The organism is Dokdonia sp. PRO95 (genome assembly GCF_000355805.1).
Taxonomy (GTDB): Bacteria; Bacteroidota; Bacteroidia; order Flavobacteriales; family Flavobacteriaceae; genus Dokdonia.
On record NZ_CM001837.1, the window covers coordinates 1,189,283 to 1,210,812 of the forward strand.

The following is a 21,530-nucleotide window of genomic DNA, read 5'->3' on the forward strand; positions in this document are numbered from 1 at the left end:
ATTGCGAGGCATTTTTTATTTTAGACTATGCAAACTTTTATTGACGTAGTACTTGATAAAGAACAAGGTTCTAAAAACGAGAATATCATTTATATTCTTCCTAGCCGGCGTGCAGGGAACACCCTAACTAAAAAAATAGCTTCTCGAGCGATTACCACTTCGTTTGCTCCTAAAGTTTTTTCAATAGAGGAATTTATTGGTCATGTTACTGGTTTAAAATCTGCTAGTAATATTGACTTAATTTTCATCCTCTTTGAAAGTTATAAAGAAGTTGTGGGTAAGGAAAAGCTTGCCGATTTCCAGACGTTCTGTGGATGGGCTCAGTCCATTTTAAGTGACTTCAACGAGATAGACAGATTTCTCTTAAATCAGTCAGAAGTATTTAATCATCTTAAAGATATTAAAGAACTATCTGATCACTGGTCTTCCTCAAAAAATGAATTAGTACTCAACTATATTGATTTTTGGAATAGCTTATTTGATATCTATACGGTCTTTTGTTCAAAATCATTAGATAAAGGCTCTGTACATCAAGGTTATGTTTATAGACAAGCGGTAGAGACTATAGAGCACTATATTCATTCATCAACCAATGTTAGACATGTGTTTATAGGATTCAACGCTTTAAATACTGCTGAACAACAACTTATTCAGGCCTTGCTTTCAGAAGGCAACGCAGAAATTTATTGGGATACTGAGAAAACTTTTTTAAACAATCCTTTTCATGAGACTAACTCGTTTGTAAAAAACTATAAATCTAAGTGGACTTACTATAGCTCAAATCCTTTTAACTGGACCTTTGATAATTATAGTGCTCAAAAAAATATTACTACATACGCATGCTCACAAGATATTTTGCAAGCCAAAACATTAGGAACAATTCTTGCAAAAATATCAGATCAAGAACTATCTAACACGGCCATTGTACTGGGCGAAGAATCTCTTCTATTACCAATACTCAATGCCTTGCCGCGTACTGTACAAAAGGTGAATATTACTATGGGGTTACCTTTGAGTAAAACACCTACAGCTTCCTTTTTTGACCAGCTTATTACCTTAAAAAAGAATCCTCATATAAATGGTTATTATTTTAAGGATATTTTAAATATTCTTCGCAATCCATTATCTGCTGCATTACTAGGGTCGCAAACTGAGCATTTAGAACAAGGGATTATTACAAATAATCTTATATTTATTAGTGTTGCACAACTTGCTCAGCTTAGCAGTGATAGCGCAGATCCTGTTTTTAATTTGCTATTTAAAACTTGGAGTGAAAATCCTAAAGATGCAGTAACAAACTGCATACGTATCATAGAAGCACTGAGGGCATTATTTGATACTGGCAACAACACTCTACAACTAGAATACATTTATGGTTTTTACGTGGCATTTAATAAGCTCAAGCAGCTCATGGATACACAAGACCACATTAAAGATATACCAACGTTTATACACTTCTACAGAGAAATATTATCTTCAGAAACCATAGACTTGCGTGGTGATCCTGAGCAAGGTCTTCAGATTATGGGTGTATTAGAGTCAAGGGTATTAGATTATAAGCATGTAATTATAACCTCTGTTAATGAGGGAATATTACCTTCTGGAAAAAGTCAAAATTCATATATCCCGTATGATTTAAAAATACTCTATAATTTACCTACCTACTCAGAGAAGGATGCGGTTTATGCGTATCACTTCTATCATTTATTACACAGGGCTAGCGCTGTAGATTTATTATACACCACACATAGTACTGGGCTAGGAAGCAGTGAGAAAAGTAGATTTATTAGACAAATAGAAGAGGAAGGTATACACAGTATAAAAAAACACGTCGTTACTCCAACTACCATTAAGATTGAAGAACGATTGCCTCATATTCCTAAGGACACAGCAATTATTGATTCGCTCAAGAACTTATTTAAAAAAGGTATTTCACCCTCTGCTCTCACGACCTACTTGAGAGATCCTATCGTGTTTTATGAACGATATGTTCTTGGTATCAATTCAAGTAATGAAGTTGAAGAAACTGTGGCGGCAAATACTATGGGTACAATCGTTCATAATACACTTGAAGAATTATACAAACCACACATAGGGCAACAATTAACTGTTACCATCATTGAAGAATTACTTACAATGATAGAGGGGGAAGTTCGCAATCAATTTAAATTGGTATATGGACTTAATCATATCACTGAGGGTAAAAATAAGATTGTCTACGCGATAGTTACCCGCTATGTAGAGAATTACCTCAAAAGAGAAAAAGGACTCCTCAAAAACGGCGATACGGTGATTATTAAATCTGTAGAAGATGATTTAAGAAACATACAGCTTGCAGAAGATATATTTTTGAGAGGAAAAGTAGACTTAGTAGAACAACGCAATAACAATCTCAACATCGTAGATTATAAAACCGGAAAAGTAGTACAGAAGGATTTAAACCTGTCTGCCTTTGATGATTTACTATTGCCAGAAGGTAAGTTTGAAAAAGCCTTTCAGGTCTTGATGTATGCCTATATGCTTAACAAGAAAAAACCGCTTGATTTTCCAGTAAGCGTTGGTATCATATCTTTCAAAAATTTACAGTCGGGATATCTTCCATTTAGGTATAATAAAAATGAGCAGGTCACAGAAGATACACTTCTGGAGTTTGAAGGAGTTTTAAAATCACTCATAGCAGAGATACTCAATCCAGAAATTCCGTTTACACAACGGGAGGTATAAGGGGTGTTATGCTTTCGCGAAAGCATAAAAATCAACAATATCGCAAATAAAAAAGGCATTTACAGAAATCCTGTAAATGCCTTTATATCTTGGTGAAGAATACCAGATTAGAACTGGTCGCCTCTAGCCAAATAAGCTAATCCTCATCTATATTATTGTACTCTTAAAATAAGAAGTGGTTTTGTTGTAAAAAACTCCTTTTTTAAGACCACATTTTTCTCCCAAAGTTTTTTAAAGAAACCACGTTTTCTACGCACAACACATAACATATCTGGCTCTACAGACTGGAAGTGCTCTAGCACTCCTTGATAAGTAGTTGCATTTGTTGTGTTTTTATAAGACGCACTCATTTTTTTAAGATCATCAGATACTTCTTTCATAGCTTCGTCAGATTCTGGAGTTTCCACGTGCAACAAGTGAAGCTCTGTCCCAAAATGCTTTTGAAGCTTTCTCAATGGTTCTAAATGACGTTTTTTATCAAACTTTCCATTTTTAAAAGCCATTAAAATATTAGAAGGCTCCTTAAATTTTTCATTTTCTGGTACTACCAGTACCGCAATATCAGTTCCTTTTACAAGCTTCCCTGTCATGTTACCTAGATAGACCTCATCACGCACAGAGTTACTGCGTGGTGATAACACCATAAGATCTACCGGTACGTGTTTATTAAAGCGCTCTACGCCTTCTATCACACCACCTTTAATAGGGTGAGCAACTACAGATACTCCTTTATGATCTACTCCATTTACAACCTTCTCGAGCCTGCTTTCTGACTCTTCTTTAATAACAGTATTTAGCTTTGAAGCACTACCTGCTTTAGAAAACTCTTGAAAGACTGATATCGCATACACATTTGCATCAATCTCTTGTGCAAGATCTATTGCATATTGAAGCGTATTAAAAGCGCTGTCTGAAGAACCTATTGGAACGAGAATATTTTTCATACTGTAACTTGTATTTTTACCTATTAACACAAAAATACTTTTTAATCTGTGATTGTACCTGCAAAAAATTCAGAAATCCCTGAAATCCTTTCACTTACTCGTGCCTGTGCACAAGAAATGATCTCTAGAAATATCTTTCAGTGGAATGAGCACTACCCTACTGTCACTGCTTTTGAGCAAGATATTGCTCGTGATGAGCTCTTTCTTCTCAAAGAGAATGATAGCATTATAGGTACCATTGTATTGTCCACATTAATGGATGATGAGTATCTAGACATTGACTGGCTTACACCATCTAAAAACAATTTGTACATCCATAGACTCGCAGTACATCCAGACCATCAAGGTCAAGGAAACGCTCGCAAACTAATGGATTATGCATACGCTTTCGCGAAAGCGCACTCGGCACCCTCAATACGTCTCGATACTTTTTCTCAAAATAAACGCAATCAAAAGTTCTATGAGACTCGAGGTTATAAGAAGCTAGGGAGTATCTATTTTCCAAAACAAAGTGAGCACCCATTTTATTGCTATGAAAGAGTTCTGTAGAGGTGGGTTATCATTTTATTAGTCTGTAGTTTTACATTTTATTGATCTTTCTATTTAAAAAACTATCCTATCAGTACCACCACAAGTAATATAGATATTTCATTCAAGCGTATACAACAGCTAGCTATTCCAGCACTTATTGCTGGTATTGCAGAGCCTATACTGTCGAGTACAGATGCTGCGGTAGTGGGAAATATGGCAGAAAATAGCGTTGAGTCACTTGCTGCGGTAGGTATTGTGGGTTCATTTTTATCTATGCTTATATGGATTTTAGGTCAAACACGTAGTGCGATATCTACCATTATCTCTCAAAATCTAGGTGCAGGAAAACTAGACGATATTAAGGTTCTCCCTGCCCAAGCAATTTACTTCAATATCATCTTAAGTATTGTGGTACTTGCCAGTACCTATTTCTTTGTTGCCGAAATTTTTACGCTACTCAATGCAAAAGGCTTAGTGCTCTCTTTAAGTATAGATTATTATAATATTAGAGTATGGGGCTTTCCGCTCACCTTATTTACGTTTGCTGTTTTTGGAATTTTCAGAGGATTACAAAACACTTTTTGGCCTATGATTGTTGCCATCATTGGTGCTTCTTTAAACATAGGTTTAGACATTGCATTAGTGTACGGTGTAGAGGGAATTATTGAGCCGCTTGGTGTAAAAGGGGCTGCGTGGGCTAGTTTAATTGCTCAGGCTTTTATGGCAGTTATGGCTCTCATACTTTTACTAGTAAAAACAGAGGTTTCTCTTAAACTTACATTGCCCTTACATCCAGAAATAAAAAGGCTTATCTCCATGAGTCTCAACTTATTTGTGCGCTCATTTTCTCTTAACGTAGCACTTGTGCTGGCTGTGAGAGAAGCAACTGCAATAAGTGATGAAACTGTAGCGGCACATACTATTGCTGCCAATATCTGGCTATTTACAGCCTTTTTTATTGATGGTTATGGTGCTGCAGGAAACCTGCTAAGTGGTCGTCTACTTGGAGCAAAAGACTATCCTAATCTATGGGAATTAACCAAGAAGGTTGTTCGTTACAATCTTGTTGTTTCGGCTGTATTAATTATTGTTTGTACATTTTTATACAAACCTCTAGGTCTTCTTTTTAGTAATGAAGAAACGGTACTCTCTGTTTTTTACGGAGTGTTTTTTATGGTAATTATCATGCAACCCATCAATGCTGTGGCATTTACACTAGACGCCATTTTCAAAGGGCTTGGTGAGATGGCGTGGTTACGCAACACCCTACTACTAGCTACTTTTGTAGGTTTTGTACCTGTTCTATATTTAAGCAAGTATTTAGGATGGGGCGTGATAGGCATCTGGCTCGCCTTTATAGTATGGATGCTTTTTAGAGCAGGCATGCTTATCATCTTTTACAAGAAAAAGTATTATAACAGACTATCTTAAGGTAATTTCTAATCACCTATTGGGACAACAATATCCTCATCATTATTAGATGGTGTCTCGCTAGCTTCGGTTACTTTGGCTAGATCTTCATCAGTAATAGGTTTACCTAAGTAGATTAAGTGGCTTCCCTGAAAAGATTTTACATCTACATCTTGCATAAATGAACTTATGATTTCTAGAGTATTATCCTTCTTCTTTACAAACAGCGGAATCATATTTTTATCATCTGCTACAAGTTTTCCTATAGCCATGTACTCCTCTTTTGAAGATACAGCGACCTCATTGATTGTAGGATACTGTCTCGTAACATCTGTCATATTAAAAAAGTCATCTGTTGCTGAAAATAATCCTTCCTTAGGTAGTTGTGCTATGTTGTCCATCTCTCTCTTGGAGATAAGGCGGTAAGCTCCATTTTCTCCAAACTGCTTTCTAAAACGATTAATCGCATACTTATTTATATCGCTATTTCCTGTTAAAGACATTAGATATCCTATATCACTAAGCTCAACATCAGCTGTAAGATCATCTGCATAGACATTTGCTTCTAGCGCCATGAGCCCAGCTTCTTTTGCTGTGCGTATGTGATTTGTATTACTATCAAGAAGTACTACGTGGCGACCATTTTTTTGGAGATATTTGGCTATCAATCGTGGCATTTCTGATGCTCCTACAATTAATATCCCTTCAGATTTAGTAAGAAATACACCCACCATCTTTGCAAATAGTCGCGCAGTGGTCGCATTAAGTAATACCGTACCTAGTACAATCATAAATACCAGCGGCGTTATGTACTCTGCTCCTGGCTCGCCTTTAATTAATAACTTAGAACCAAAAAGTGAAGCAATACCTGCTGCTACAATTCCTCGTGGTCCTACCCAAGAAATAAAGAGCTTGGCATTGGTCTGTAAATCTGATCCCCAAGTGCTTAAAAATACACCTATAGGTCGTACCACAAATACTACTACTAGAAAAAGTGCTAGTGTCTCCCAGCGATATAATAACTCAAGGTCCACAAGATTCATATTTGCCGAAAGCAAGATGAATAGCACAGAGATAAGTAATACACTTAATGATTCTTTAAAGTATAGTAGTTCCTTAATGTTAGGAAGATTTATATTTCCTAGTACCATTCCCATCACTACCACTGCAAGTAGTCCAGACTCGTGAGCAAACTGGTCTGACATTACAAACACACCAAGTACTGCGGCTAGTGTAAATACATTCATTAAGTAATGTGGTACAAGCTTCTTTTTGATAATAAAAGCCAGCGCATGAGCAAACGTAAACCCAAACGTACTTCCAAAAAGTACAATCTTACCAAACTCCACTAAGGCCGTCTTAGTAAAAGCTGCCCCTTCTCCTACAGAGATAAATTCATACATTAATACTGCCACAAGTGCTCCTATAGGGTCTATAAGAATCCCTTCCCATTTAAGTACTGTAGAGATATCTCGCTTTACGGGCACGTTTCTTAAAATAGGCGATATCACGGTAGGTCCTGTTACAATGATAAGTCCTGAGAATAATAAAGAGATCTGAAGGCTGAGTCCAAATATCCAGTAGGCGGCAAATCCTGCTCCTAAAAATGTTACAAGGCTGCCTAAAGAGATAAGCTTTGTAATTACTGGACCTACATTCTTAATTTCATCACGTTTAAGTGTAAGGCCGCCCTCAAAGAGTATAATAGATATCGCTAGCGAGACAAAGTAGTATAGACTCTCTCCCGGAAATAATCCTTCTTCTCCATTCCATATAGGTTCTATCCACTTTGTACCATCTTCAGATATGAGTGTAGATACAGGTCCCACAAAAAGCCCTATGAGTAGTAGTGGTAAAATGGCAGGTAATTTTAAACGCCAAGCAGCCCATTGTGCAATGATCCCTAAAATTATGATTCCGGCTAGTTCTAACATATGAATTCAGTTTTGATGCGATATTAATGTTTTAAAGCTTTTGGCTCTCGTTGTGAAGTTACAATTCTTTGTTAAAAACTAGTGTGTATAAGGGTTTAAAAACTCTCTTTTTGGTATTTTGCAGAGATTTATGCGGTGGTTAACACGCTTTTTTTGAGGTCTATTACGCTTTCGCGAAAGCATAAAAAAACCATTATCATTCTTATTGACACGTTTTTATGAAAATATACCCTATTGAGGCAGGAAATTTTAAACTGGATGGTGGTGCCATGTTCGGCGTGGTACCTAAGTCTATCTGGAGCCGAACAAACCCTGCAGATGCTAATAATCTTATAGATATCGCCGCAAGATGTATGCTTATAGAGGATGGCAAAAGACTTATCCTCATTGATAACGGGATGGGAGATAAGCAGTCAGAAAAGTTTTTTGGCTATTATCACCAGTGGGGAGACCACTCTATAGATGCATCACTTGCTCAATATGGTTTTCACCGTGATGACATTACAGACGTATTTATGACGCACCTACATTTTGATCACGTAGGTGGAGCCATCCAGTGGAATAAAGACCACACAGGTTATGAACCTGCATTTAAAAATGCAAAATTCTGGACCAACGAAAATCACTGGCAATGGGCTGTGGAGCCTAACAATAGAGAGAAAGCTAGTTTTTTAAAGGAAAACCTCATCCCTATGCAAGAAAGTGGCCAGCTTCACTTTATAGAACGAGGAGAACAAGCTTTTCAAAAAAACAGCGAGCTCAACTTTGGTATTCTCTTTGCAGATGGTCATACAGAAAAGCAAATGCTTCCACATATTGAGTATCAAGGTAAGACCATTGTTTTTATGGCAGACCTACTTCCTACGCTAGGGCACTTACCTATTCCTTATGTGACAGGTTATGATACAAGACCGCTTCTTTCTATTACAGAGAAAGAACAGTTTTTAAATATCGCTGCAGATAATAATTACTATCTCTGGCTAGAGCACGATGCTCACAATGAAATTATTACCGTACAGCATACCGAGAAAGGCGTGCGTGCAAATGAAATTTATACCTTTAAAGACTTATTTAACTAATATGATGAATTTACAACACACAAAATCTCTTGTGATTGCAGCTATGGCTGCCACTTTTTTAGCCTCTTGTGAGACTCCATCTGCACTGGTAACTGTACCCGTAGAAAATGTAGATAGCAATCCTCTCAAAGTTTCTGCACTTACAGAAAGTGAGAAACAAGCATGGAGCTCAAGAGATCTTAGAACTGATACCATCCCAGGCATGAGCGTAGATCGTACGTATGCAGAAATTCTTCCTGGTAAGTCTGGACAGCAAGTAATTGTTGCTGTAATAGATTCTGGTATTGATATTAACCACGAAGATCTTAAAGGTCGTATCTGGACGAACCCTAAAGAGATTGCTGGTAACGGTAAGGATGACGATAACAATGGATATATAGATGACATACATGGCTGGAATTTTCTAGGCGATGTAGGTGCAGAGCAACTTGAGTTTGTACGTATCATCAAACGTTTTGAAAGTGAGTTTGCTGGTAAAACACTAGCAACTATTCCTGCTTCTCAAAAAGATATCTTTTTACAATATCAAAAAGCAAAAGCTGAGTATGACGAGAAAGTTGCAGGTGCACAGCGCCAAAAAACACAATACGAGCAAATCGCTAGCCAGCTTAAATCTTCTCATCCTGCGATAGTAAAAGCATTAGGAAAAGAAGATTACACGCAAGCAGATCTTGCAAGTATTAAAAACCCTTCTGCCGAGATGCAGAACCACCTTGGGTTTATTACTCAAATGTTTCAGTACACAGATAACATTCCTGACTTTATGAAAAACATAGATGAAGGTGTTGAGTACTTTACAGGACAGCTAGAAGCAAATTATAATAAAACAGCCGATTTTAGAAAAGTGCTAGGTGATGATCCTTACGACATTACAGACACAAAATACGGTAATAACAACGTGTATGGACCTGAACCAGACCGTGCAAAGCACGGTACTCATGTAGCAGGAATCATTGCTGCAACACGTAACAACGGTAAAGGAATGAATGGTGTTGCAAATAGCAACATTAAGATCATGGCAGTACGCGCAGTGCCAGACGGAGATGAGTATGATAAAGATATCGCACTTGCAATACGCTACGCAGTAGATAATGGTGCAAAGGTGATTAATACTTCTTTTGGAAAGTATTATGCACAAAACCCGGAGTGGGTTTATGATGCAATAAAATATGCTGCCAAAAATGATGTGCTTATCGTAAATGCTGCAGGTAATGAAGGGTTATCTCTCGATGATCCAGCAAACCGTGTGTATCCTAATGATCAACTAGACAACGTAACAGAAATGGCAGATACTTTCTTAACGATAGGCGCACTAGCACCTAAATATGGAAGCCAGTTGCTTGCAAACTTCTCAAACTATGGGAAATCTAATGTAGATGTATTTGCTCCTGGAGTAGATATTTACTCTACTACACCAGAAGATACGTATGAGTATCTGGGCGGTACGTCTATGGCTGCGCCTAACACAGCTGGAGTTGCTGCAATGTTACGTAGCTACTACCCTAAGCTTTCTGCAAACGAGGTTAAAAACATTATCATGAAGAGTGGTCTTACTACTAATACTTCGGTAATTCTAGGTGGAGATACAGAAAAGCAAGCACGCTTCAATGAAGTATCAAAATCTGGCGAAATGGTAAATATGTACAACGCTTTTAAACTAGCAGAACTACAAAAATAATTTTAGTAATTTCTCAAAATCCCAAACTCCTCAATAACGGAGTTTGGGATTTTAACTTTAAATCAATCTATAATGAAAAACGCTTACAAATTACTGTTGATGGTATCGTTGTTCGCTTTCGCGAAAGCGTATGCACAAAACAACACCTCTTACTGGCAACAGCACGTCGATTACGAAATGGAAATCGACATGAATGTAAAAAACTATCAGTATGATGGTACACAAAAGCTAGAGTACACAAACAACTCTCCAGAGACACTAGACCGTGTTTTCTATCACTTATATTTTAACGCGTTCCAACCTGGAAGTGAGATGGACGTGCGCTCACGCAACATTGCAGATCCAGATGGTCGTGTAAAAGATCGTATCAGTAAGCTAGCTCCAGATGAGATTGGGTTTATTAAAGTAAATAGCCTTACCCAAGATGGTAAGCAGTTGACTTACGAAGTAGCGGGAACGGTACTTGAAGTACAGCTTGCAACTCCTATTGCACCCGGAGCAAAGACTACTTTTGAGATGGATTTTAAAGGTCAAGTACCTACACAAATACGCCGTAGTGGTCGTAACAACAAAGAAGGTGTTGCACTATCTATGACGCAATGGTACCCAAAAATGGCCGAATATGATTTTGAAGGATGGCACGCAGATCCTTATATCGCTCGTGAGTTTCATGGAGTTTGGGGAGATTTTGATGTAAAAATCAATATTGATGAAAACTACACCGTAGGTGGTACAGGATATTTACAGGATCCAGAAGATATGGGTCATGGATATGCAGGAACTTCTATGAAGCCAGGTAAAAATGCAAAGCGTGGTAAATTACAATGGCACTTTAAAGCACCAAACGTTCACGACTTTACATGGGCTGCAGATCCTGAGTATGTGCACGACATGATCATGGGAGAAAATGATACAGAGCTTCACTTTTTCTATAAAAATAAAGAGTCTATCAAAGCAAACTGGAAGAAACTCCAGCCTATGACGGCAGACTTACTTGCCTTTTACAACAAGCACGTAGGTACCTATCCATATAAGCAGTACTCTGTGATACAAGGTGGTGATGGTGGTATGGAGTATGCGATGAGCACACTTATTACTGGTGAGCGCAAGTTTGGAAGCCTATTTGGTGTGACTGCACACGAGATGGCACACACTTGGTTCCAGTTCTTACTAGCAAGTAACGAAGCAAAACACGAGTGGATGGATGAAGGATTTACGTCATACATCTCTTCTCTTGCCGAAAATGAACTTACAGGAGGTGATAATCCTAATCCGCTTTCTGGGTCGTACAGAGGCTACTATTACCTCGTTAAAAGCGGTAAAGAGCAACCACAAACTACGCACGCAGATCGTTACAACGAGAATATGCCTTACAGCATCGCTGCATATAGTAAAGGAGCAGTATTTCTTGCACAGTTAGGATATGTTATTGGTGAAGACAATCTTAAGAAAACGCTTAAAAAGTATTTTGATGATTTTGCTTTCAAGCACCCTACACCTAACGATATTAAACGTACTGCAGAAAAAGTTTCTGGAATGGAGCTTGACTGGTATTTAATGGACTGGGCACAGACTACAAACACTATTGATTATGGTATCACAAGTGTTGAGGCAGATGGTAATAAAACAAAGGTTACGCTTACGCGAAAAGGACTTATGCCTATGCCTATAGATCTTTATGTTGATATGGCAGATGGTTCTCAAAAATCATACTACATGCCTCTACGTATGATGCGCGCCGAAAAGCCAAACCCAACGCCAAACATCGCTCGTGAGCAACTAGCAGACTGGCCTTGGACAAACCCTACGTATACATTCACCATTGATGCACCACTAAGTGAGGTAAAAATGATGAAAATTGATCCTACATCAATGATGGCAGATATTGATCAAACAGATAACGTTTGGGAGAAAGAGTAAGGAACTCTTTTAAGAATATAATATTATAAACCAACCCGCAATGGGTTGGTTTTTTTATTTCCCAATCTCCAGTAAACTATTCCATTACTTTGTATGTCGCGGCTGCGGTCTTCTTTGATGAGTTCCTTCTTAAGAAAAGAATCCATTTTTAGGCATCAGATATCCTTGTCAGGATAGATTAAAAACTACATATCCGGGTAATACCAAAAGGGAATGCTACCCAGTGTGTCATTTACGATAGCGTCTTTTTTGTTTAATTTTTTTGATATTATTTGAAATGTATGTCGCCCTCGTTCTAGGTTCTTTAAATCCAGATAGGTCTCATAACCCCTCTGACCATTTTCTAAAAAACTAGCAACTAAATTCTCTTTGTACATTATACTATCTATCTTAATGATAGTATTCTTATTCAATGTGTTCAAATATTCTTTAAAATTTTCTGAATCATATTCTATGTCATCTTTAAAGAGCTTTGAAAAAAAGGTGTTTACACCACGTTGATCGTTTTTTAAGGATAGTGAATCATTTAATTTCAGTACAATATCTTCTAGACTTGCATTATGCGTGAGAAAAACACGTAATGAATTTTTTGAAACATTTTTTCTTTGAATTGCAAAGTCCCTGAAATATCGCTTTCTATTATCCTCAACTCCCTCTAAGTACATTCCTCTAGAAGCAAAACTTTCACTTGCGGCATTCTCAGATCTGTGAAAATTAGATTGCTCGTACTTTAATGTTGTTAAAGTGGCTATTATAATATAAAATGGAATCATCCAAAAGAGAATCCTTTTGCCTTTTTTATCATCTAAAAAATTATAGAGAATAGGTCGGTAAATGAATGAAAGAGATACATAACTCATAATCCAATATAATGGAAAATAGAGCATCGCAATCGTTTCATTTTTCTTAAGTATTCCTTGTCCTAAAAAATCAATAAGCATAATCAATAGCACAATCGCAAAGCCTATTACCGCCAAACCAACAAGCATAACAATCACTATTGAGTCTAAATTTGAAGCAGAAATTACACCAAGTGCAAAAATGATGGAAAAAAATATAAAGAAAGATAACCCTATGAATACTAGTAAAAAACTCAAAGAGAAAATGATACTACAGTAATCTTCAAGTTTACCTATATACTTATCAAACGATCCTATCTTCTTATTAAGATAGTCTGTGAATTTCTTAGAATAATTTAATTCATCAAAAATTATATCTCCTGAGTAGTAACGTAAGCCAATAGCACCTATCCACAATCCTCTCAGTACAAGGTGCACAATCAAGTTAAATATGAGTATATAATTAATACTAAGTAACACAAACCCAGCTGCAGCAACTAACCCACCTGTGCGTCTATCTACAGAGTTAACTATACTATCCACTTTAGCAATTAAGGGGTCTATGGATGAAAATAGTCCGAAAATCACAAAACCAGATACTAGCAATTCCAATTGCCAGCTCTCTCGCTGTAATTTATCAAGCCATTTTTTAAATTTCTTAGAAGTATAATCGTTTTGCATAGGAAAATTTTCAGAAAGTACTTGTATTTCCTCAGCAATATAAGTGTTATTTTTAATTACCTATTCCCCTATCTCCAGTAAACTATTCCATTGCGTGGTATATCTAGGGCTGCGCTCTTCTTTGATGAGTTCCCATTCCTTGTTGCTTTTTGTGGTGCCGGATAATCCCGCAGAAACTGTAGACTTCCCGTAGCGGTTATTAATAGCATCAAAGGCTTTTATGAGACGTTTATCTCCTGTTGCTTCGGGCATAAATAGATTACCTTGTACTTGCTCCTCTGGGATGAGACCTAGGAGGTCTACTCCTACTTTTTTATACTTAAATCCTGGCTTGTAGATTCGTTTTAAAGCTTTCTTAGCCTCTACTATGAGTATGAAAGTATCATTTGTGGGTACAGATAAAGTGACAATGGTCTTATCTGCATGTTGAACATCATTTGTGCTGTGGTAGTTTGTAGTAAGATATATGCGCAGCTGTGTACAGCAACATTTCTGGAACCGTAGCACCTCGCTTACTTCGCTTATATAGTAGGCACAAGCCTCCTCAATTTGAGGCAGATTATCCAGTTTTTTGCCAAAGGACTTTGCGGTACCTATTGCTTTCTTCTTTCGCGGAAGCGTATCAAAAGGAATACATGATTCTCCATTGAGTTCGCGCCAGAGCCGCTCCCCTATTACCGTCATCTCCTTGCGTACCCACGCTAGCGGCAATTGTGTAAAATCATAAGCTGTGAAAACACCCACATTTGCCAGGCGTTCTACATGCTTTTTACCAAGTCCCCAAACATCTTTTGTTTCGGCCCATTTGAGACATTCTATACGGCGTTCTTCGGTGTCCATGACAAAGACATAATTAAAGCGTGCTATCTTCTTTGAGATTCTATTGGCAAGTTTTGCAAGGACTTTAGTGGGTGCAATTCCTACGCCTACAGGAACTCCCGTGCGTCGCACAACGGAATCTTTTATTTTATGCCCATATGTTTCGAGGTTTACGTGGGTGATACCAGATAGGTCTACAAATGACTCATCTATACTATATACCTCAACGGCTGGTGAGAAGTCTCTGAGCACGTTCATCACGCGATCAGACATATCGCCATAGAGCGTATAATTAGAAGAAAATAAGGTTACATCATTTTGAGCCAGCAACCCTTTTATCTTAAATAGCGGATCGCGATAAGGAATATGCGTGAGCGCTTTTGCTTCTTTATTTTTGGCGATAATACAACCATCATTATTGCTGAGTACCGCCACTGGTCTTCCTCGTAAATCTGGACGAAATACTTGCTCGCACGAGGCGTAGAAGCTATTACAATCTACCATTGCAATCATACCGCTTTGTGAATTATGTAGCTTATCATTCCCCAGAATTCCACTGTTTTATTGGTGTCTATCCTCTGTACATCAAAACCATCTGAGGTCACTACTAATGCAAGTTTGCCCTGACTAGGATGCAAAGCTCTGTCTATAATTAAAACATCTTGATCTAGAATATTGTAGTCCTTCCAGATATCTCCTTTTACGCGTACAAAGAATGTCGCATCTCGTGAAGAACTGAGCTCTTTGTTGAGGTCAATCATAGGCTCACGATAGTGCGTTGCAGGACTGGGAAACCCAGTTTGCACAGACCGATTACCTGCATAGTCTTCTTTGGCTCTTTTTACTTTATGAGGTTGTAGTTCATTCACGCTACAAATTTATGGATATATTCCTATTAAACGTATTTTATCCATAATTTTATGTGCTTTTTTGCTTTCGCGAAAGCGTAATACTACCACACAACCTATTTCAATTCTACTATCTTTGCCAGCAATGCCACATACCTATCCAAAAGCCGAAAAATTAAAGTCTAAAAAATTGATAGACACCCTTTTTATTGAGGGAAAGTCTGTAAAGTCTTTTCCGCTTAGGATGGTTTATATAGAGACCCCACTATCTACTGATGCTTATATGGTCCAAGCTGGAGTCTCTGTATCCAAGCGTAATTTTAAGCTGGCCGTTTCTCGCAATCGCATAAAACGTTTAATGCGAGAGTCCTATCGTTTACATAAAGACCTTATAGATACAAAAGGCACGACATTTGCGATGCTTATTTTATATACAGGCCAAGAGGAAGTCCCGCAAGCAGTTCTTCATAAGGCAATGGTCAAACTTATAAAACGTTTTAACGATGCGACAGCTCCTACTACTTCTTAGTTTTTTACTCATTCTTTCATGTGAGAATGCTAATAACGGTACTTCTAGCACTAGCGAACCAGGACTAGCATACGAGTCTTTTGACGATATGGAGATTGATGAAATAGTACTTGAAGAAACTGCTCCAGATACTCAAGCCACTGCACAAAAAATTATCAAAACAGGAAATCTACGTTTTGAAACTCAGGATATGGCGACAACGCACGCACATATTCTCAATATTATAAAAAAGACTGAAGGATATATACAGAATGATAATTCTGGTAAAGAAAGCTACGGTGGCGTTTTTCAAAATCTTACTGTACGCGTTCCTACTCGTAATTTCCGGATGGCACTTGATGAGATTTCAAAAGGTGTAGCATATTTTGATGAGAAAACCATCTCTCAAAAAGACGTTACAGAAGAGTTTGTAGACCTCAACGCCCGCCTTAAAGCAAAGCGAGCGCTAGAAGATCGTTACATTAACTTACTTTCTAAGGCAAAAAATGTCAAAGAAATGCTAGAGATAGAACGCGAACTCGCAGAGATAAGAGAAGAAATAGAAGCAAAGCAGGGAAGACTTAAATATCTACAAAGCCAGGTCTCGCTCAGTACACTACACATCCATTTTTATAAGAACGAGGTGGCGACTAAGGTCACAAACTCCTATGGTTCAAAAATGATGAATGCCCTTAAAAGTGGCTGGAACGGTGTTTCAGTATTCTTTTTAGGTTTGTTGCATCTTTGGCCATTTCTTATCTTGTTAAGTGTAAGCACGTTTTTTGTGCGTCGCTGGATAAAAAAGAAAGATAAATAATATACGTACGCTTTCGCGAAAGCGTTATACTCACAACTACGGTCTACTACAGATATAAAAGATTATGAAAAAGAAAATATTCATCCCCATCATTGCGGTTGCGATTGGTATAGGAACGGTAAGTTTTAAAAGTGACTTTTTTGAAATTGCAAAGCAAATCGAAATTTTTACAGAGCTTTTTAAGGAGCTTAACATGAATTATGTAGATGAGACTAACCCTGCAGAATTGATGGATAGCGCAATAGAAGGGATGCTTGCAGATCTTGATCCTTATACTAAATACTGGACTGAGCAAGAGGTTGAGGACGCCAAAATTAATCGCTCTGGAGATTACTCTGGAATAGGAGCAACGGTAAGAAACGTAGATAATAAAATGACCATAATTGAACCTCGTAAAGGATATCCAGCAGATAAAGCAGGATTAAAAGCGGGTGACAATATCCTTAAAATAGGAGATATCACCGTTGCAGATATGGACGGAGATGCAGGAGATTTATTAAAAGGAGCGCCTAACAGTGAGGTTGTTATCACTTATGAACGTCAAGGAAAAACGAATACCACTACGATAAAACGCTCTTCTGTTGAGATTGATGCGGTTCCGTTTTCAAAATTAATTGATGGAGATACTGGGTACATCGTACTTACTACTTTTAGTAAAAAAGCATCAAGCCAAGTGAAGGATGCACTCGTAAGTTTAAAAACGGATGGGGCAAAAAAAATCATTCTAGATCTACGTGGTAATGGTGGTGGATTACTAAGTGAAGCTATCAATATCTGTAATCTATTTTTACCTAAAGGATCTCTTATAACTACGACAAAGTCTGTTGTAAAAAAGTATAATAAAACCTATGTAACCCAGCAAGAACCGGTGGATATTGAAATACCACTCGTAGTGCTCGTAAACGGTAGATCTGCCTCTGCATCTGAGATTGTATCTGGTGGTTTACAAGATTATGATAGAGCAGTGGTAGTGGGAGCAAGAACCTTTGGGAAAGGTCTTGTACAGCGTCCTAAGCCTCTTACTTATGGGACTTCTGTAAAGATTACGATATCGCGATATTACACGCCTTCTGGACGTTGTATCCAAGCGTTAGATTACTGGAATCGTGATAATGATGGTAATGCCGTGCGTACGAATTCTGAAGATTATAACGAGTTTAAAACTAAGAACGGCCGTAAGGTTTTTGATGGTGGTGGTGTACTACCAGACATTCAAGTATCATCTGCAAAGCTTAGTCCTGTGACTACAGCGTTACTTAAGGATAACGCCATTTTTGAATACGCTACAGATTATTATTATAAGCATCAGTACAGCGATATGAGCGAATTCTCATGGTCTCAAGCAGATTTTAATGACTTTAAAAACTTCTTGACACGTACAGGTTTCAACTATGAGACTGAGACTGAAAAAGCATTTGCAAAAGCGCTTCTTCAAGCAGAAAAGGATGATCTTAAAAAAGAAGTACAGACTGCATACTCACAACTAGACAATGCTATTGCACAAGCTAAGGAGAAAGCGATAGATGAACGTCAAGAGGAGATTCAAAATTTACTGATTGATGAGATTGTAAAACGATACTTCTATCGTGACGGACTGTATGAATACCAGCTTATTAACAATACAGAAATTAAAGAAGCGATTACTGTGCTCAATGATAGTAAACGCTATAGTAAGATTTTAAATTATTAAGTTCCTTGCGTTACATATTGTATGTTACCTCTGTGTACTTTCTGCAAGTGCGCAAGTAGATCGCACTCATGAAACCTTTTTTGACACCGATAAATCGGCGCTTATTAAAACGGAGTTAGCGTCTTTAAATCGCTTTATCGTATCGCTGCCTAAGGATAAAATAGAAGATATATCAATCTACGGTTATTGTGATGATCGTGGCACAGATGCCTATAATAAACGTCTCTCGCAAGATCGCGCAAATACTATTAAAGACATTTTTATGTTGCAAGGTATTGCAGACACGATTATCAAAAATTCTGATGGAAAGGGAGAGCTTTTACTCACCAGATTAGATGATGCGGGGAGCGAGATACAACGTAAACTTAATCGTAAAGTAGAGATTATTGTTTCTCTAAAACAAGCCCGCAAGACTACTCCAGAAGAAGTAGAAGTGGCTGAAGAAATCACGACCAAAGTAGATCGCTATAAAAACTACGAGGAAGACACGATAGCCAAAGGAGATCGTATTTTACTTAAAAACATCCTTTTTAAAACTAACTATAGCTACATACACGGGAAGTCATACAATGATCTAAAAAAACTAGCCAAATACTTAAAAGAACGCCCTGAAATCATATTTAAGATTCAAGGTCATGTATGTTGTGTAGATCACGGTCGGGATGGTATCAATCTTAAAACTGGCAAGCGCAATCTTTCTGAAGCAAGAGCAAAGTTCATTTATGATTATCTCGCAGATCAAGGAGTAGCAAAAAAACGCATGCGTTATCAAGGTTTTGGAAGTAGATTTCCACTAGGTGGTGATCCTTCTGAGGATAAGCGTGTGGAAATTTATGTGACTTATATCAAGAAGGTGAAGCCTAAGAAATAATAAAATTGACGTGAGAATATTATTGCTTTTATGTTCTGATCATCACAATGTGAGGAATCCCATCTTCTAGATATTCTGCTCCTTGTTCTTTAAAACCTAGGTTGTTGTAAAAGCTTTTTAAATACTTCTGCGCAGATATTTTTATAATGCGCTCATCATAGTATTTCTGTACGGCTTCTATAGATGCGTTCATAAGATCATAACCGTACTTGAAGTTTCGCTGGTTTTCTTTTACAAGTACGCGACCTATACTTGCCTCATCAAAATATGCACCTGGTTTGAAAATACGCGTGTAAGCAATGAGTTCATCACCTTTATAACCCAGAACGTGTACGGCCTTGTCATCCTTACCATCTATATCTTGGTAAACACAGTCTTGCTCAACAACAAAAACCTCAGATCTGAGCTGTAGTATAGCGTACAGCTCGTCTCTACTTATAAACTCGTACTTCTTTATAATAAAACTAAGGCCAGCTTCTTCCATATGTATATCGCGCAGCGAATTTTTTTTTGAGTTATTTACAAGCAATCTTATCTACGCGTCTTTGGTGGCGTCCGCCTTCAAAATCTGTTGCGAGAAACGCTTTAACCATGTCTAGTGCTTGATTTTCTGAGGTGTATCTAGCAGGAATCGCTATTACATTTGCATTGTTATGCTCGCGTGCAAGCACAGCAATTTCTTTAATCCAGCAGAGTGCTGCTCTTACACCTTGATGTTTATTAACAGTCATGGCAATACCGTTACCACTTCCACAAATTACAATCCCAAAATCTGCCTCACCCTTCTCTACATCGCTAGCGACTGGGTGTCCAAAGTCTGGATAGTCTACACTTCCATCATCGTTTGTACCGTAGTTATTAACGGTATGTCCAGCTTCTTTTAAAAATTTTACAATAAGATTCTTATAACTGGTTCCTGCGTGATCGTTACCTATAGAGATTTTCATAGTACGTTTGTTTTACACATCAAAGTTAAGGAATAGCATTCTCGTTTTATAAATAAGTGGTAACGTGATATCCTTCTTATATGAACAATAAGGTGAATGATAGCTCTTAACTACATTATGGTATAAAGCACGACAATTATTAATAACGTTAAGTGATTGAAATAATGACACTTAACTTAATATTAATTGTGTTTATTATCCTAATTAGCTATAAAATGTTCCAATTCTAGTCCATTGTTAATAACCCTTGAATAGCTGTTAATAGCGTTTGTCAATAACTTTTGACGGTAAATGATAAGTCTACTTGCAGATTAAGATTAAAAAAACAATACTAGACATAAGGTACACGAACCAAATTTTTCTTTGCTTAATAGTGATCAATTTTATGAGCATAAAAAGAGTCGATTTTTAATAAGTTAATAACTCGACTTATGAGCAATTTGTAATAATCTCTGGTTATCAACATTTGTTAACAGCGCTTCATAAATCTCATGTTTTCAGCGAAAAAAGAATCTAATAAGTGCATGATAAGCTGTGAACAAGTATCAAAAAGTGATATTTACAATATTCTCTCTTAAAAGTTATACCGCTATTCACAGTATATAATAAGCATCATTATTTTTTAAAATTTTAAAAGAAAACAAATGATATATATATATATGTGAATAACATCTAAAATTTAAAAAATTGAATTCTGTAAAATGAAATCTTTCTTTAGTCAATTAAATGAAAAAAGAGATTGACTACTTTATATTATTCTGAAGTGATTTGTTTTTTTAATCGATTACCTGACTTTCGGTATACTTAAAAAGGAAAATGCTAGGAAGATGAAGGAAAGAGTATATGCTTCAATTTCTTATAAAAAAGGAAGGGCCACTCAAAAAAAGAAAAGTTTTAATAGAAAACTACGAGTTGTAAGAAACAACTTTGATTGTAGAAGGTGTTGCTGTCTGACGACCATTTGATTCCTCTTCAAAAGTTGCATTAATATATATCACAGCGACTACAATCCCTATCAAGAAAATAGCGAGTAGTAAAATCGTGTTTTTATGTATTAATTTAGAAGAGTTCATAGATGTCATCTACTTAAAGACGCAATAAAATTTAAAACGTTACAGCAAAATTAAGATTTAATTAAGATAATCCTAATTTTTTGTTAAAATTAGAGTGTTAAACTTTAGAACTGATTACGTTAAGATGGTAAGACTATCTAAAAACGGTATAAGAGTTGCTTTACATATTATATCTTTAAAGTACGCTTTCGCGAAAGCGTAAAAAACCAATTTAAAG

At 37.1% G+C, this 21,530-nt stretch carries 18 protein-coding genes; 10 read left to right on the forward strand and 8 right to left on the reverse strand.

The genetic code is table 11. From position 1 onward, the window contains the following. Positions 1–27: 27 nt before the first annotated feature. Positions 28–2,724: a PD-(D/E)XK nuclease family protein gene (locus tag D017_RS05145; protein ID WP_035335056.1), complete on the forward strand. Its 2,697-nt coding sequence runs from the start codon at positions 28–30 to the stop codon at positions 2,722–2,724. Between the two features lie 152 nt (positions 2,725–2,876). On the opposite strand, the gene D017_RS05150 is transcribed toward D017_RS05145, so the two are convergent. Then, positions 2,877–3,668, reverse strand: coding sequence for a universal stress protein (locus tag D017_RS05150; protein ID WP_035335057.1), 792 nt, complete (start codon positions 3,666–3,668; stop codon positions 2,877–2,879). 48 nt (positions 3,669–3,716) lie between these two features. Here D017_RS05150 and D017_RS05155 point away from each other — a divergent pair, with 48 nt between their 5' ends. Continuing rightward, a complete protein-coding gene (locus D017_RS05155) occupies positions 3,717–4,217 on the forward strand; it encodes a GNAT family N-acetyltransferase (RefSeq protein WP_035335059.1) in 501 nt (166 codons plus the stop codon). A 69-nt stretch (positions 4,218–4,286) separates the two neighbouring features. After that, entirely contained in the window at positions 4,287–5,630 is a 1,344-nt protein-coding gene (locus D017_RS05160; protein ID WP_035335060.1) for an MATE family efflux transporter, read from the forward strand. An 8-nt stretch (positions 5,631–5,638) separates the two neighbouring features. On the opposite strand, the gene D017_RS05165 is transcribed toward D017_RS05160, so the two are convergent. Further along, positions 5,639–7,543 carry a sodium:proton antiporter gene (locus D017_RS05165; protein ID WP_035335061.1) on the reverse strand — a complete coding sequence of 635 codons (1,905 nt, stop codon included), beginning with the start codon at positions 7,541–7,543 and terminating at the stop codon, positions 5,639–5,641. A gap of 218 nt (positions 7,544–7,761) precedes the next feature. On the opposite strand from D017_RS05165, the gene D017_RS05170 reads away from it, so the two are divergent. The 3 genes from D017_RS05170 to D017_RS05180 all read left to right on the forward strand — a co-directional run bounded on the left by D017_RS05170 (position 7,762) and on the right by D017_RS05180 (position 12,220). Then, positions 7,762–8,622, forward strand: coding sequence for an MBL fold metallo-hydrolase (locus D017_RS05170; RefSeq protein WP_035335062.1), 861 nt, complete (start codon positions 7,762–7,764; stop codon positions 8,620–8,622). 1 nt (position 8,623) lies between these two features. After that, complete coding sequence (locus D017_RS05175; RefSeq protein WP_343215430.1) at positions 8,624–10,300, forward strand: S8 family peptidase; 1,677 nt, start codon at positions 8,624–8,626, stop codon at positions 10,298–10,300. 72 nt (positions 10,301–10,372) lie between these two features. Next, a complete protein-coding gene (locus tag D017_RS05180; RefSeq protein WP_035335063.1) occupies positions 10,373–12,220 on the forward strand; it encodes a M1 family metallopeptidase in 1,848 nt (615 codons plus the stop codon). Between the two features lie 185 nt (positions 12,221–12,405). Here the strand turns inward: D017_RS05180 and D017_RS05185 are convergent, their stop codons facing one another. The 3 genes from D017_RS05185 to D017_RS05195 are packed head-to-tail and all read right to left on the reverse strand — an operon-like array spanning position 12,406 to position 15,428. Then, the gene (locus D017_RS05185; protein WP_035335064.1) at positions 12,406–13,740 is read right to left on the reverse strand and encodes a hypothetical protein; all 1,335 of its coding nucleotides are present in this window, start codon (positions 13,738–13,740) and stop codon (positions 12,406–12,408) included. Between the two features lie 60 nt (positions 13,741–13,800). Next, positions 13,801–15,072, reverse strand: coding sequence for a Y-family DNA polymerase (locus tag D017_RS05190; protein ID WP_051583809.1), 1,272 nt, complete (start codon positions 15,070–15,072; stop codon positions 13,801–13,803). After that, positions 15,069–15,428 (reverse strand): S24 family peptidase, encoded by a 360-nt coding sequence (locus tag D017_RS05195; RefSeq protein WP_035335066.1) that lies wholly within the window; start codon positions 15,426–15,428, stop codon positions 15,069–15,071. Before D017_RS05195 ends, D017_RS05190 begins: the two co-directional genes overlap by 4 nt. Positions 15,429–15,552: 124 nt before the next feature. On the opposite strand from D017_RS05195, the gene rnpA reads away from it, so the two are divergent. The 4 genes from rnpA to D017_RS05215 all read left to right on the forward strand — a co-directional run bounded on the left by rnpA (position 15,553) and on the right by D017_RS05215 (position 19,293). Beyond that, positions 15,553–15,936, forward strand: coding sequence for a ribonuclease P protein component (gene rnpA / locus D017_RS05200; RefSeq protein ID WP_035338017.1), 384 nt, complete (start codon positions 15,553–15,555; stop codon positions 15,934–15,936). Then, positions 15,911–16,732 carry a DUF4349 domain-containing protein gene (locus tag D017_RS05205; protein WP_035335067.1) on the forward strand — a complete coding sequence of 274 codons (822 nt, stop codon included), beginning with the start codon at positions 15,911–15,913 and terminating at the stop codon, positions 16,730–16,732. The genes rnpA and D017_RS05205 overlap by 26 nt, the downstream gene beginning before the upstream one ends. A 64-nt stretch (positions 16,733–16,796) precedes the next feature. Further along, on the forward strand, positions 16,797–18,422 hold the full coding sequence (locus tag D017_RS05210) for a S41 family peptidase (RefSeq protein WP_035335068.1): 1,626 nt from the start codon (positions 16,797–16,799) through the stop codon (positions 18,420–18,422). Positions 18,423–18,438: 16 nt separating this feature from the next. Further along, positions 18,439–19,293: an OmpA family protein gene (locus D017_RS05215; protein WP_035335069.1), complete on the forward strand. Its 855-nt coding sequence runs from the start codon at positions 18,439–18,441 to the stop codon at positions 19,291–19,293. Between the two features lie 28 nt (positions 19,294–19,321). Here D017_RS05215 and D017_RS05220 read toward each other — a convergent pair whose 3' ends face one another. The 3 genes from D017_RS05220 to D017_RS15340 form a co-directional block, all read right to left on the reverse strand. After that, on the reverse strand, positions 19,322–19,777 hold the full coding sequence (locus D017_RS05220) for a GNAT family N-acetyltransferase (RefSeq protein ID WP_035335070.1): 456 nt from the start codon (positions 19,775–19,777) through the stop codon (positions 19,322–19,324). 31 nt (positions 19,778–19,808) lie between these two features. Continuing rightward, positions 19,809–20,240 carry a ribose 5-phosphate isomerase B gene (rpiB, locus tag D017_RS05225; RefSeq protein WP_035335071.1) on the reverse strand — a complete coding sequence of 144 codons (432 nt, stop codon included), beginning with the start codon at positions 20,238–20,240 and terminating at the stop codon, positions 19,809–19,811. 905 nt (positions 20,241–21,145) lie between these two features. Next, a complete protein-coding gene (locus tag D017_RS15340) occupies positions 21,146–21,313 on the reverse strand; it encodes a hypothetical protein (RefSeq protein ID WP_160164961.1) in 168 nt (55 codons plus the stop codon). Between the last annotated feature and the right edge of the window lie 217 nt (positions 21,314–21,530).

Excerpts from the sequence above, each read along its gene's own strand:
- D017_RS05145 (WP_035335056.1), top strand. The coding sequence starts at position 28 with ATGCAAACTTTTATTGACGTAGTACTTGATAAAGAACAAGGTTCTAAA.
- D017_RS05150 (WP_035335057.1), bottom strand. The coding sequence starts at position 3,668 with ATGAAAAATATTCTCGTTCCAATAGGTTCTTCAGACAGCGCTTTTAAT.
- D017_RS05165 (WP_035335061.1), bottom strand. The coding sequence starts at position 7,543 with ATGTTAGAACTAGCCGGAATCATAATTTTAGGGATCATTGCACAATGG.
- D017_RS05170 (WP_035335062.1), top strand. The coding sequence starts at position 7,762 with ATGAAAATATACCCTATTGAGGCAGGAAATTTTAAACTGGATGGTGGT.
- D017_RS05175 (WP_343215430.1), top strand. The coding sequence starts at position 8,624 with ATGATGAATTTACAACACACAAAATCTCTTGTGATTGCAGCTATGGCT.
- D017_RS05180 (WP_035335063.1), top strand. The coding sequence starts at position 10,373 with ATGAAAAACGCTTACAAATTACTGTTGATGGTATCGTTGTTCGCTTTC.
- D017_RS05185 (WP_035335064.1), bottom strand. The coding sequence starts at position 13,740 with ATGCAAAACGATTATACTTCTAAGAAATTTAAAAAATGGCTTGATAAA.
- D017_RS05190 (WP_051583809.1), bottom strand. The coding sequence starts at position 15,072 with ATGATTGCAATGGTAGATTGTAATAGCTTCTACGCCTCGTGCGAGCAA.
- rnpA (WP_035338017.1), top strand. The coding sequence starts at position 15,553 with ATGCCACATACCTATCCAAAAGCCGAAAAATTAAAGTCTAAAAAATTG.
- D017_RS05205 (WP_035335067.1), top strand. The coding sequence starts at position 15,911 with ATGCGACAGCTCCTACTACTTCTTAGTTTTTTACTCATTCTTTCATGT.
- D017_RS05210 (WP_035335068.1), top strand. The coding sequence starts at position 16,797 with ATGAAAAAGAAAATATTCATCCCCATCATTGCGGTTGCGATTGGTATA.
- D017_RS05220 (WP_035335070.1), bottom strand. The coding sequence starts at position 19,777 with ATGGAAGAAGCTGGCCTTAGTTTTATTATAAAGAAGTACGAGTTTATA.
- rpiB (WP_035335071.1), bottom strand. The coding sequence starts at position 20,240 with ATGAAAATCTCTATAGGTAACGATCACGCAGGAACCAGTTATAAGAAT.
- D017_RS15340 (WP_160164961.1), bottom strand. The coding sequence starts at position 21,313 with ATGAACTCTTCTAAATTAATACATAAAAACACGATTTTACTACTCGCT.